Consider the following 14,120-nt stretch of genomic DNA (forward strand, 5'->3'; position numbering starts at 1 on the left):
AAATATGAAAGTTTTAATGATATTTGACCAAATACAAGCTGGAATGGGAGGGAAAGAAAGAGCTAATCTTCCATTAGGTGGTAAAAAAGGAGAGATAGGTTCAGTTCCTATGATTGATCCCCATCTTAAAAAAGTAGAAGGTAAGGTCATTGCTTGCTTGTATTGTGGTGACAGTTATTTTAAAGAAAATGAAGAGAAAGTAGTTAAAAAGATGACTGCAATGGTGAAAAAATTAGATCCAGATGTAGTTATCTGTGGACCAGCATATAATTATAATGGCTATGCTTATATGTGTGCTGCTATTTCAAAAGAGATAAGTGAAAAGACAGATATACCAGTAGTTGCTGCTATGTCTCAAGAAAATGAAGAAACTATTTTAAAATATAAGAAAATAGTGAATATTGTAAAGATGCCTAAAAAAGGTGGTATCGGGTTAAATAAATCATTAAATAATATTTGTATACTAGCAAGAAAACTATTTGATGAAGAGGACATTAGTAAATTGAAAGAAAAGATATGTTATTAAATATATATAGGTAGTCTATGTACATAGACTACCTATATATATTGGTTTTTATAATGGAGGTTATATAATGGAAGAAATTTTAAATGATAAGATTGAATATTATAAAGATGAATTATTGAAGTCTATTATAGATCTTGTTAATATAGGAAGTATCAAGGAAAAATCAAAGATAGATGCTCCTTTTGGAGAGATGCCAAAAGCTGCATTAGTCAAAGCATTAGAAATAGCTGAAGATTTGGGATTCAAAACCAAAAATTTAGATAATTATATTGGATATGCTCAGTATGGTGAAGGAGAAAATTATATAGGAGTTTTAGGACATTTAGATGTAGTCCCTGTAGGGGAAGGTTGGAAATTTCCACCTTTTAGTGGTCATATTGAAAATGGAAAAATATATGGCAGAGGTGTACTGGACAATAAAGGTCCTATTATATCAGCACTTTATGCTTTATATGCTATTAAGGAAGCTGGATTAAAAATCAATAAGCCAGTGAGAATTATATTTGGTACTGATGAGGAAAGTGGATTTAATGATATTCCATATTATCTGGAAAGAGAAAAACCTCCTATAATGGGATTTACTCCTGATTGTAAATATCCAGTTGTATATGGAGAAAGAGGAAGAGCAAATATTCAATTTCAAATAGAGTATAACGATGAAAACTATGAGAGAATTATAGAAGAGTTTTTTAACTTTTTAAATACTTATATTCTTTCTAGTAAGAGTAATGGTGACAGATTAGGGATTAACTTTAGTGATGAAGAATTTGGTACTATGGAGATGAGAAATTACAATATTGGAATAGAAGAATCTAAACTATTATTTAATATTAGTTTAAGCTATCCAGCTATTGTTAGTATTGATGAAATATTAGAAAAGATGGAGTCAAAATTAAGTGAAAACATAAAACTAGAATTATTATTAAATTATAATCCAGTTAAATTTGAAAAGGATTCTTTTTTAGTTAGATCTTTACAAAAAGCCTATGAAGATGTTACAAATTTAGATGGAACTCCTGTCACTACAACAGGAGGAACTTACGCAAAAATAATGCCTAATATTGTACCATTTGGACCTTCCTTTCCAGGGCAGAAGGGAATTTCGCACAATCCAAATGAATACATGGATATAAGTGATATTATTTTAAATGCAAAGATATTTTCTCAAGCAATATACAATTTGGCAAAGTAAATATAATTTTAAAATGAATAGAAATGGGGGATAAATGTGAAGTGGGCAATTATAGCTACATGGAGGATGGCTTTAGAAGGTGTTCAGAAGGCAAATGAATTGTTAAAGAATAAGGAAAGTTCTGGGGATGCTATTGAAACAGCTATAAAGATGGTAGAAGATTTCCCATATTATAAATCTGTTGGATATGGTGGTCTTCCTAATGAGAATGGAGAAGTAGAATTGGATGCTGCTTATATGGATGGTGATAGTCTATCTATTGGAGCTATTGCAGGTATTAAGGATTTTAAAAATCCAATAAGTATAGCTAGAAAATTAAGTGAAGAAAAATTCAATTGTTTTCTAGTTGGTCATGGAGCAGAAGAATATGCTCATAAAAATGGATTTGAAAGAGCTAACATGCTTACAGATAGAGCTATTATTCATTATAAAAATAGGTTAAAAGAGACTGTAGATAAAGGTTTAAGTCCTTATGCAGGACATGACACTGTAGGAATGGTTGCGTTGGATTCCAATTATTCTATGGCTTGTGGTACATCTACAAGTGGATTATTTATGAAAAAAAGAGGAAGAACTGGTGATTCACCATTATCTGGTTCAGGTTTTTATGTAGATAGTGAAATAGGAGGGGCTACTGCTACTGGACTAGGAGAAGATATTATGAAAGGATGTATATCCTATGAAATTGTCAGATTAATGAAGGATGGTTATACACCTCAAGAGGCAGCAGATAAAGCTGTATATGAATTGAATAAATTGCTTGTTGATAGAAGAAAAGAAGCAGGAGATATTTCTGTTGTTTGTATTAATAATAAAGGTGAATTTGGTGTAGCTACCAATATTGAAGGATTTTCTTTTGTAATAGCTACTGATAAATTGGCACCAACTGTATATGTATGTTCAGTAGAAAATAATAAAACAATTTATGAAGTTGCAACTAAAGAATGGCTAGATAATTATATGAATAAAAGGACAGCTCCTTTAAAATTAAAATAACTAAATCTAATAGAGAAAGATGGTGAATACTATGGAAGGTATAGAATTATTAAATTTCCAGATAATTAGCAATGTAGGAGATGCAAAATCATTTTTATTTGAAGCATTGAAAGCAGCAAGGGAAGAAAGATTTGAGGATGCTGAAAAATTTATAAAGGATGCTGAAAATAGTTTAGGGAAAGCCCATGAAATTCATGTGGATTTACTGCAACAGGAAACCCAGGGAGAACCTATTGAGATATCTCTTTTATTAATGCATGCTGAGGATCAAATGATGTCAACTGAAATGTTAAGAGATGTTACTAATGAAATGCTATTAGTTCATAAAAAATATTCAAATGTTAATAAAGAATGATATTAATTATAAATAGCAAGGATATTTTGCAGGTATAAATACTTGTAAGATGTCTTTGCTTTTTATTTTACATATTTATTAAATATATATTCTAAAATTACTAAAGCGGGTATTCTAAATACAAAACTTATAATGAAATAATCAACATAGGGGAACAGTATTTTGTAAGATGGTAAAGTACTGTTTCCCTAACTAGTATTTATAATGCATAAAGCAATTAATCATTTATATGTTAAAATATATAGATAGTGATTAATAAATTAAAAGAGGTGGGTTCATGAGAGATACATATCTTAAGAATATAAATATGAAATATGTAGATGCTATAATGATTGTTGATAACAAGGGTAGAATAGTATATTCAGTTAGATTTAATCCTAGATTTGATAAAGATGGTTGTGAAGATGAACTTGAAAGTATCATTAATAGAAAATTTTTAGAAGTATATCCTACAATAAAACCTGAAGAAAGTTCAGTTATAACCTGTCTTAAATACGGTCTTCCAATATATAGAGAACATCAAAAATTCTATGATGAAAAAGGAAGGGTATATAACACTCAAAATTTAACATTACCTATTATAAGAAGTGGTAAAATACTTGGTACTATTGAATTATCTAAAGATATTACTAGAATCAAAGAAGATACACCTCTAATAGAAAAGGAGTCTGTATCAGTAATAAATACACCTTTTAGATCAGATGAATTTTCTGTAAAGTATGAATTTAAAGATATAATCACTAGAAATGAGGAAATGAAGGAAAATATAGAAAAGGCTAAACTAATTGCAGACAGTTCCTCTTCTATTCTTGTCTATGGAGAAACAGGTACAGGGAAAGAACTCTATGTACAATCTATTCACAATTATAGTTCAAGGTACAATAGACCTTTTATAGCACAAAATTGTGCTGCTTTACCAGAAAGTTTATTTGAGTCAATACTGTTTGGCTCAGTAAAAGGAGCTTTTACAGGATCAACAGATAAACCAGGATTGTTTGAACAAGCTCATGGTGGAACTCTATTCTTAGATGAAATAAATTCTATGCCAATTAGTCTTCAAGCCAAGCTTTTAAGAGTGTTGCAAGATGGTGTTATAAGGAGAATAGGTGATTCAAAAGATAGAAAAGTAGATGTAAGGATAATTGTAGCTATGAATGTTGAACCATTAAAAGCTATTGAAATAGGTCAACTTAGAGAAGATTTATTTTATAGACTTAATGTAGTGAATATAAGATTAGTTCCTTTGAGAGACAGAAAAGAAGATATTCTATTATATGTAGAGCATTTCATAAATAAATATAACAAAGAGTTAAATAAAAATGTTAAGGGAATATCAAAAGAAGTAGAGGAATTATTTATGTTATATAACTGGCCTGGCAACGTAAGGGAACTACAGCATATTATAGAAGCTTCTGTTAATATTATAAATGAAGGAAATATAAAATTAGAAAATCTTCCAATATACTTATCAGAAAAAATAAAAACAGAAGATGATGAATCACCAAAAGAACATTTTTATTTTAGTTTATTAGAAGGTTGCGAGTCACTAGATAATGTAGTAAATAGTATAGAGAAAAAAATGATTATTGATGCACTTGAAAAATCAAAAGGAAATATTTCAAAGGCAGCAGAAGTACTAAAAATAACAAGACAAAGACTGTACTATAAAATGGATAAACATAATATACAATGGGGGTAGTGTAAAAATTCATACGTCAAATAATATTACATAGTGTAGGAAATCATACATTAAAAGAAGGAAAGTTAGCAATGTTCCTTCTTTTTTTATTGGTATCAATATTGCAGTGTATATAGTCGTAATAATAAATTTTAAAATAGATAGAAAGGAGGAGGACAAATGGTAGGATTTAAAAAAGGTGATGCTAAAGGTTTTAAATGTATAAAAGCTCCAAATACTTTGGAACACAGACATTTAAATGAAGATGTAGGATATGGATTAGTATTTATGACAGATTTGTGAAAACGATTGTAAGTAGATATACCTGTTATGAATTCTGTTATAAATATTGCTTTAGCATTAATGGACAAAGATTACAGGAAAGAGGAAAAAGCACTATAAAAACATTAGGGTTAGAAAAATATGATGTTAAAGAATTAGATAACATTTTTTAAAAATATGAAGGAGGTTATCATATGGACCCAGCAACGAGTTATGGAATATTATCTTTACTACCACCATTGGTAGCAGTTATTCTAGCTTTTATTACAAAAGAAGCAGTGTTTTCACTTCTTATAGGGATTTTGGTAGGGATATTTATAACAGGACAAAATGTTTTATTTGGTTTCACTGGTTTAGTTCAAGATGCATTAGGAAATGCAGATTTTATATGGGTAGTATGTATTGAAGTTTTTGTAGGTATAATGGTTGCTTATTTCCAGAAATCTGGTGCAATCAATGCTTTTACAGATAAAATAAGTAAAAAGAACATAAAAGCAGCAGGAGCTCAAATAATGGCTTGGTTGCTTGGAATATTTATTTTCTTTAGTGACTATTTCAGTCCATTATATGTAGGTACAGTAATGAAAGGAATTACAAATAAAGCTAGAGTGTCTAGAGAAAAGCTTTCTTATATATGTAGTTCTACTTCCGCTCCAGTTTGTACTTTGATACCTTTTTCAGCATGGGGAGTCTATGAAGCTGGATTACTTGTAGGAATAGGAGCTTTTGCTAACAAAACTATAGCCACAAATGCAGTAGTTAAAATGGTGCCATATAATTTCTATGGAATAATTTCAATCTTGTTAGTAGGACTTATTGCTGGTGGAATTGTACCAGATTTTGGGCCTATGAAAAAAGCGGAAAAAAGAGCAAGAGAAACAGGAAAAGTTATTGCTGATGGAGCAAAGCCAATGATAGGTAAAGAACTTGAACAAATAAAGCCAAATGAAGGTACAAGGCCTAATCTTTTAATTAACTTTTTCGCTCCAGCAATAATAATAATAGGTGTCACTTTAGGAACTTATTTAATATCAGGGAATGCAAAAACTCTTGAAGGATTTATTGCAGCAGTAGTGTTTCAGTTTATAACTATGCTTATTCAAAAAATGGCTACAGTACAAGAACTTGTTGATACAGCTATAGAAGGAATAAAGGGTATTATGTCTGCTGTAATTATACTGTCTTTAGCTTATTGTTTAAATGCTATTAGTAAAGAATTGGGAACTGCAAACTATGTAGTGTCTATAACTAAAGCATGGATGACTCCAACACTTTTATTAGTATTTACATTTCTCACCTGTGCATTTGTTTCCTTCTTTACTGGGACAAGCTGGGGAACTTATGCCATAATGACTCCAATAGCTATTCCATTAGCCTTTGAACTTACAGGAGGAGGAATAACAAATATTATTTACGCAACCATTGCAGCAGTTATGGGTGGAGGATGTTTTGGAGATCACTGTTCTCCAATATCTGATACAAATATACTTTCATCTTTAGCATCAGGCTCTGACCATATGGATCATGTAAAAACTCAAATGCCTTATGCATTAACTGCAGCAACCATTAGTTGTATATTATATCTGATACTTGGATTTGTACTATAGTTTGAAATTAAATTTTTAATATATAGGGAGGAATAAAAAATGATAATAGGTATAGCAAAAGAGATTAAAAACAATGAATACAGAGTTGCTTGTACTCCTAATGGGGTTAAGGAATTTATCAAAAGAGGGCATACTGTTTTAGTAGAAAAAGATGCAGGATTAGGAAGTGGATTTTCAGATAAGGATTATATTGGACAAGGTGCAAAAATAGTTGCCACAACAGAAGAATTATACGAAAAATCAGAACTTATATATAAAGTAAAAGAGATACTGCCAGAAGAATATAAGTATTTAAGGGAAGGTTTAATAGTATTTACTTATATTCATTCTAATGCTCATAGAGACCAGACAGATATTCTTTTAGAAAAGAATGTTATAAGTATTGCTTATGAAGATGTTAATGATAAAGATGGAGAATTTCCATTACTTAAGCCTATGAGTGAGATAGCAGGAAAAGGTGGATTTATAGCAGCACTTAATTTCTGCCAAAGTATTCATGGAGGAAAAGGACTATTGTTAGCTAGAGTTCATGGAGTAAGGACTCCAGAAGTGACAATCATAGGAGCAGGAAATGCAGGATTAGGAGCAGCGGAGTTGGCTTCATCTTTTGGGAACAAAGTAACTATATTAGATATTGATACAAATAAACTTGAATATGCGAAAAATATTTTGCCATCAAATGTAGAATTATTATATTCAGATGAACAAAATTTAATTGACTGTTTAAAAAGAACAGATGTATTGATAAATTGTATTCTTTGGCCAAAATGGAGAACAGATCATCTAGTTTCAAGACAAATGTTAAAAATTATGAAACCAAAATCATTAATTGTTGATGTGTCTTGTGATGACAATGGGGCTATAGAGACATCTAGATCAACAAGCCATGATAATCCAATATATGTAGAAGAAGGTATAACTCACTATGTAGTGGACAATATACCAGCAGCATTTCCACAAACTTCTACTTATTCACTATGCAATGCTACTTTACCTTTTGCTTTACAGATTGCAGATAAAGGAGTAGAAAAAGCATTGGTTGAAAATAAATATTTGAGAAGAGGGCTAACAACTTGGAATGGAAAGCTAACTCTTGAGGAAACAGGTAAGAAACAAAATAGACCTTATACTACTCCAGAAAAGGTTTTAGGAATATAAGTCTAAAGTCTTAGTTTAACAAATATTTTGAAATTATAACCATCTGTGAAATGGGTGGTTATGATCATACATAAAAAGATGGTGTATTTAATAATCCTTTATTTGTAGAGATGGTATCAAATTTTGATAGTTTTTTAAATTTTATATTTACGGCAAGAAAGAATATTAACGAATATGGAGGGTATTATCATAGAAAAAATTAAAACTTAAAATATTTATGCATAAATACTGTTATAGCCATGAAGCTGATATATACAAAACTTTAATTAGCTTGATGGCTTTTTTTATTATGTTATAATTAGATTGCTATATTAGTTTATATTATTTTATTAAGACTAGGATAGTTTAATATTTGGGGTATTCTAACAAAAGTGGAATAAGAGACTAGATAAGAGGGGATTTATATGAAATTTGATAATCGAAGAATAGAAGATTTAATATATGAAGAGGAATATGTAGAAAGTTTAAGATATATTGAATGTACATTTTATAATTGTCAGTTCTTAGATACGAAAATGAAGAATTGTAATTTTGATAATTGCCAATTTATCAATTGCACATTTAGAAATTTACAATTTGAAGTTTGTAGATTTCTAAATTGTGCTTTTACTGAATGTAATTTAATAGGAATAAATTGGGCAGAAATACAAGGACGTAGTGCCATCTTTTTTCCTGCAAAGTTTATGAAAGAATGTGTTATTAAATATAATAATTTTATGGATATGCAGCTAATATCCTTTGATTTTAGTGGTTCAACTATACATGATACATATTTTCAAGAATGTGATTTGACAAAAGCGAATTTCAAAAATGTTAATTTTTCAAATTCATTATTTCAAAACTGTGATTTAAAAGAAGCTGATTTTAGGGAAGCACATAATTATTCAATTGACATTAGTAGTAACAATATAAAAAGGGCTAAATTTTCATATCCAGATGTAGTAAATTTGCTTAGTACACTTGATATTAAAATTGAATAGTAATTTATCCTTACAAATTGAAATAAGGTTACTCTATGAAAAAAGTAGCAATTTTTATAAGAGTGTTAGTTTACTTTGTTATTATCTACTTTAATAAATATTAAAGAAGCAGACACTATGATAGAATTGTTTAAAGAAAAGCTAAAGGGTTAATTTATATATAAGGAGAATTAATTTTAATTACTTATTTGGTAAAATTCATATAGAATTTGTTAATTGGAAAAAGTATCAAGAAATATTCCAAAGATGATGGTGATAATTGTTTCTACATATAAATGAAAAAAATATATTGGAGTTATAATTGAATAACTAATTAGTTATATAGAGTTACCTAAATAAATGGGTAGCTCTATTTTCCTATTCATGGTAAAGGCGGTATTAATATCATATATATAAATGTATAATAATAAAGGATTTTGATGAAAAAAATAGAATAATTAAAAAATACTTAGTTATTTCTGTATAAAGATTGATGAAATAAATATATGTAAAGTGACAACATATGAAAAATAACTTAAATTTAATATTGATTCTTTAAAAATAGAGGCTAAAGCCTCTATTTTTTTCAAAGTATATAAAAGTAAAACTAGTATATATTTTATTTACAGTATTGCAAACGTTATCAAAATAGTAAAAATACTATTATGAAAATAGTTTTATTTTCAAAATAGTAATGATTTTTCTGAAAATATTGAGAAAAGGTTGAAATACTAAGGGGTTATTCCAGTATTAAAAAATCAAAAAAAGTATTGGCATGACCATTGCAGTATATAAAGACAGGAGGATCAAGATGGAGAAAAAAGTAGTTTCTTTAATAAATAATGAAGATGAGAAGAATCCTTTGACTGATAATCAGATATCAAAGAAGCTAAACGTTCAAAGAGAGTATGTTACTATGATAAGGAATAAAATGGGTATTCCTAACTCTAGAGATAGAATGAAAGAAGTACTTTTTCCTAAGATTCAAGAAATATTAAATGAAGATAATGATATAACAGAAAGTGATTTAGCAAAAATACTTAAAAAAGAAGGATATAAAATATCTTTGAATTCAGTGATTAAATATAAAGAAGAATTGTTAAGAAGCAAAGAAGTAAATTATTTTGATAATAATTTAAAAGAGAGTCCAAGTAATTATGTTTTAGAGGAAGAGAAGAATTTTTCGTTTAAGGATATTATTGGCTGTGAAGGTAGTTTGAAACTTTGTATACAACAGGCTAAAGCAGCAATCTTATATCCACCCAATGGACTCCATACCCTTATATTAGGACCCTCTGGAGCAGGGAAAAGTGATTTAGCCACAGCTATGTTTAAATATGCTAAAAAATCAGGAACTATTGAAAAAAAAGCTTCATTTATAGTGTTCAATTGTGCAGATTATGCTGAAAACCCTCAATTACTTATGGCACAGTTATTTGGATATAAAAAAGGAGCTTTTACTGGGGCTAATGAAAATAAAGCAGGCTTAGTTGAAAAAGCAGATGGAAGTATATTGTTTTTAGATGAAGTGCATCGGCTTCCACCAGAAGGTCAAGAAATGCTGTTTTATTTATTAGATAAGGGAAGATTCAGGAGACTAGGAGATGAACAAGAGAGAAAAGTCCAAGTAACTATTATCTCAGCTACGACTGAAAGTCCTGATTCAGTTTTATTGACTACTTTTAGAAGAAGGATACCTATGGTTATAGAGTTACCTGATTTAAATTCTAGACCATTGGAAGAAAGATTTAATTTAATAAAGTATTTTTTTAGTAAGGAATCTTATAGGACCAAGAAAGTTATAAAAATAAGTAGTGAAGCTATGAAAGCCCTCCTTCTTTATGACTGTCCCGGAAATGTTGGTCAGTTGAGGAGTGATATACAAGTTTCTTGTGCTAGAAGTTTCCTAAATAGTTTGGTGAAACAAGATAATAAGATGGAAATCACATTAAATGAGCTACCTGTAAATGTAAAAACTGGATCTTTAAAAATTCAAAATAATAGGAAAGAAATACATAACCTTGTAAACAGTTCAGGACTTATTGTATTTCCTAATAATAGGGCAGATAAGATTTCTTTAAAAGAAGATCTCTATGTATTATCCAATGAAATATACACAGATATTGAAGAAAGATATATACATTTACAAAATAAAAAAGTTAATCAAGAAGCTATAAATTATATTATTGGCAATGAAATGGAACAAAGATTAAAGAACTTTATGAAAAAAGTAAATAGTAGTGTTAGAAGTATAGAAAAAAGTGGTTTAACTAGTATTGTAGGAGAAGAAATTGTTTATATAACAAATAAAATTTTAAATATAGCAAAATTAAGACTTAGTATAGATGTAGATAATTTGTACTATGTTCTTGCCATCCATTTAAATACTACTATCAATAGGATTAAACAAGGTAAACTTTTAAAAAATCCTCAATTAGATAATGTAAAAAAAGAGTTTGAGGAGGAATTTGAAGTAGCTAAGGAAATGGTATCTATCATTAATGATGAATTAAATATAAATTTATCAGAAGATGAAGCTGGATTTATAACTATGTATTTAAGGATGTCTGTTGAAGGACAGAATCAAGATATAGAAGGAAGAGTGGGAGTCTTGGTTATGACCCATGGCAATGTAGCTAAGGGCATGTTAGATGTTGCTAATAGATTATTAGGAGTTAATTTTGGCAAATCATTGGAAATGTCCCTAGATGAAAAGCCACAGGCAATGTTAGATTTAGCTATTGATGTTGTAAAGAAAATAGATGAAGGAAAAGGAGTTCTATTGTTAGTAGATATGGGTTCCCTTACTTCTTTTGGAGAATTAATAAGTAAGAAAACAGGAATAGAGATAAGAGTGTTGCCAAGAGTAGATACTGTTATGGTCATAGAAGCAGTAAGAAGAGCTATACTTCCAAGTTCAAATTTAGATGATATTGCAGATACATTGTTGGAAGAAAATATTAAGGTATTAGATAATTCTTCTAATAATCTTATTAAAAATAGAAAAGAACCTAAAACCAAGGCTATAATTACTATTTGTATTACTGGCCAAGGTTCAGCTAAAAAGATAAAAGATGTATTGTCAGAAAAAATAGGGGCTATAGAAAATAATATAGATATTATTCCTATAGGTGTAGTGGATTATGGGTTCAAAGAGCTTATATTAAATATAAAAAAGAATAATAATTTAGTTGCTATAGTAGGCACTATAAATCCTAATATTTATGGGATACCCTATGTTTCTTTTCAAGAAGTTTTGGATAGCGATGGAATATCTAAAATAGAGAGGTTATTAAGAAATCATGATTATATTTCTAGTGATAATAGAGATGTTCAAGATTTTGAATTAATAGATATAGTTAGACCTTCAACTACCATTTTAGATATGAATGTAGAAAATAAAGAAGATGCAATATTAAAATTAGGTCATTTATTATATGAAAAAGGTTTTGTTGAGAAGGAATTTATACAATCTGTACTTGATAGGGAAGAAATGGGACCAGTGTTTTTTACAGAAGGAGTAGTAATACCTCATGGAGATGTTAAGTATGTAAAAGAGACATCTATTGCTTTTGGAAGGATACAAGAAGGAATAGAGTGGGGAGTTAGCAGAGCCATGTTTGTAGGAGTTATAGCTATAAAGTCAAGTGATGTAAATATTGTACAAAGTTTATATGATTTTTTAAATAGGAAAGATACTTTGGAAAAAATAATGGATGCAAAATCATACAATGATTTTATTAGACTATTTTAATTTTATAGGAGGAAATAAATATGAAGGCAGATACAACTAAGGCAAATCTATATGACAATATCACAGTAAGCCGTATTGAAGGAAACAATAATAAAGAAGTACTTGAAAAACTATCAAAGGTAATGTTAGAAAAAGGATTTGTTAAGGAAAGTTATATTGATGCTATATATGAAAGGGAAAAAATTTTTCCAACAGGATTACCTACTGATGATATTGGTGTAGCTATTCCACATACAGACTACTTTCATGTAGAAGAGACATCTATTGGTATAGGAATACTTGAGAAGCCAGTTGAATTTAATGTTATGGCAGATTTAGAAAATACTGTTGAAGTAGAGATTTTATTTATGCTTGCTATAAAAGATTCTGATGGGCAATTAGAGGTTTTGCAAAAATTAATTGGCTTATTTCAAGATGGACATACATTACAAGATATAAAAAATGCTGAAAATGAGGAAGAGATTTCTGAATTAATTAGAAAGTCCTTATCTCTATAAACATATATAGTTTGGGTTTTACTTATGGTAGATAACAATTTAGATTGATAAGTGGAGGAATATAAAATGAAGGCAGCAGTTTACTATGATATTGGAGATATACGATATGAGGAGGTTGACAAGCCTGCCATTGGTTTTGGAGAAGTGCTTGTTAAGATGGAAGCCTGTGGGCTTTGTGGAACAGATATTCATAAAATGTTACATAAAACTGTAGACACTCCTGTAGTATTGGGACATGAGGCAGTAGGAAAGATAGTAGAAGTAGGAGATGGAGTAGAAAAATTTAAAGTAGGTGATAGGGTTTTTTTTGCTCACCATGTTCCATGTTTTACTTGTGAATACTGCATAAGAGAAAAGTATACTTTATGCAATCAATTTAAAGAGACAAATATACATCCAGGTGGATTTTCAGAGTATATCAGAGTACCAAGATTAAATGTTGAAAATACAATGCATATAATTCCAGAAAGCTTAAGTTATATGGAAGCTACTTTGATTGAACCTTTATCTTGTTGTTTATATGGTCTTAAAAAGTTAAATATAAGATATGGAGATAAAGTTTTAATAATGGGTGCTGGACAAGTAGGTGCTCTATTTTGTCAACTTGTAAAAAGTTTAGGTGTAGGGGAAGTTTTCGTAAGTGATATTTCAGATTATAAATTGGAAAAAATTAAGGATTTTGGAGTTAGCGGAACTATAAACGTATTTGAAGAAAATATAGTGGATAGCATAAATAAGCTTACAAACAATAAAGGAGTTAATATAGCTATTGTGGCAGCAGGAGTTCCTTCCTTATTAAAGGATGCTATAAATTGTGTTGATCGAGGTGGACAAGTTCTAGTGTTTTCTCCATTTAACTCTGAGACACTTATGGAAATAGATGGAGATAAGTTTTTCAATGATGAAATATCTGTAATAGGTAGCTATTCCTCTACTCCATATGAGTATGATATTGGAATGAATATGATTGCCAATAAAGAAATAGATGGAAATAAAATGATAACCCATGTTTTAAAACTTTCTGAACTAGAAAAAGCTTTAAATATGTCTACAGATATTGATGAAAATTCTATGAAAATTATTATAGAACCATAAAATTATATCTGTATAGAGTAG

General features: G+C 29.3%; 12 protein-coding genes. All 12 read left to right on the forward strand.

Annotated features, from left to right (window positions below):
* The first annotated feature begins 4 nt into the window (after positions 1-4).
* Positions 5-526 (forward strand): GrdB-related putative oxidoreductase, encoded by a 522-nt coding sequence (locus NSA23_RS13555; protein ID WP_257490617.1) that lies wholly within the window; start codon positions 5-7, stop codon positions 524-526.
* A 67-nt stretch (positions 527-593) separates the two neighbouring features.
* Positions 594-1,718: a Sapep family Mn(2+)-dependent dipeptidase gene (locus NSA23_RS13560; RefSeq protein ID WP_257490618.1), complete on the forward strand. Its 1,125-nt coding sequence runs from the start codon at positions 594-596 to the stop codon at positions 1,716-1,718.
* Between the two features lie 36 nt (positions 1,719-1,754).
* A complete protein-coding gene (locus NSA23_RS13565) occupies positions 1,755-2,714 on the forward strand; it encodes a glycosylasparaginase (RefSeq protein ID WP_081915170.1) in 960 nt (319 codons plus the stop codon).
* 31 nt (positions 2,715-2,745) lie between these two features.
* Positions 2,746-3,069, forward strand: coding sequence for a PTS sugar transporter subunit IIA (locus tag NSA23_RS13570; protein ID WP_042679636.1), 324 nt, complete (start codon positions 2,746-2,748; stop codon positions 3,067-3,069).
* A 277-nt stretch (positions 3,070-3,346) separates the two neighbouring features.
* Positions 3,347-4,768, forward strand: a complete 1,422-nt coding sequence (locus tag NSA23_RS13575; RefSeq protein ID WP_257490619.1) for a sigma-54 interaction domain-containing protein — start codon at positions 3,347-3,349, stop codon at positions 4,766-4,768.
* 159 nt (positions 4,769-4,927) lie between these two features.
* On the forward strand, positions 4,928-5,050 hold the full coding sequence (locus NSA23_RS13580; RefSeq protein ID WP_222704725.1) for an NAD/NADP octopine/nopaline dehydrogenase family protein: 123 nt from the start codon (positions 4,928-4,930) through the stop codon (positions 5,048-5,050).
* A gap of 173 nt (positions 5,051-5,223) precedes the next feature.
* Positions 5,224-6,636, forward strand: coding sequence for a Na+/H+ antiporter NhaC family protein (locus NSA23_RS13585; protein ID WP_257490620.1), 1,413 nt, complete (start codon positions 5,224-5,226; stop codon positions 6,634-6,636).
* 39 nt (positions 6,637-6,675) lie between these two features.
* Positions 6,676-7,794: an alanine dehydrogenase gene (ald, locus tag NSA23_RS13590; protein WP_042679642.1), complete on the forward strand. Its 1,119-nt coding sequence runs from the start codon at positions 6,676-6,678 to the stop codon at positions 7,792-7,794.
* A gap of 404 nt (positions 7,795-8,198) precedes the next feature.
* Positions 8,199-8,774 (forward strand): pentapeptide repeat-containing protein, encoded by a 576-nt coding sequence (locus tag NSA23_RS13595; protein WP_257490621.1) that lies wholly within the window; start codon positions 8,199-8,201, stop codon positions 8,772-8,774.
* A gap of 790 nt (positions 8,775-9,564) precedes the next feature.
* A complete protein-coding gene (locus NSA23_RS13600; RefSeq protein ID WP_257490622.1) occupies positions 9,565-12,507 on the forward strand; it encodes a sigma 54-interacting transcriptional regulator in 2,943 nt (980 codons plus the stop codon).
* A gap of 20 nt (positions 12,508-12,527) precedes the next feature.
* The gene (locus NSA23_RS13605; protein ID WP_042679646.1) at positions 12,528-13,004 is read left to right on the forward strand and encodes a PTS sugar transporter subunit IIA; all 477 of its coding nucleotides are present in this window, start codon (positions 12,528-12,530) and stop codon (positions 13,002-13,004) included.
* Positions 13,005-13,070: 66 nt separating this feature from the next.
* Positions 13,071-14,099: an alcohol dehydrogenase catalytic domain-containing protein gene (locus NSA23_RS13610; RefSeq protein WP_042679648.1), complete on the forward strand. Its 1,029-nt coding sequence runs from the start codon at positions 13,071-13,073 to the stop codon at positions 14,097-14,099.
* The last annotated feature ends 21 nt before the right edge of the window (positions 14,100-14,120 follow it).

Source organism: Anaerosalibacter massiliensis, assembly GCF_024623155.1.
Classification (GTDB): Bacteria; Bacillota; Clostridia; order Tissierellales; family Sporanaerobacteraceae; genus Anaerosalibacter; species Anaerosalibacter massiliensis.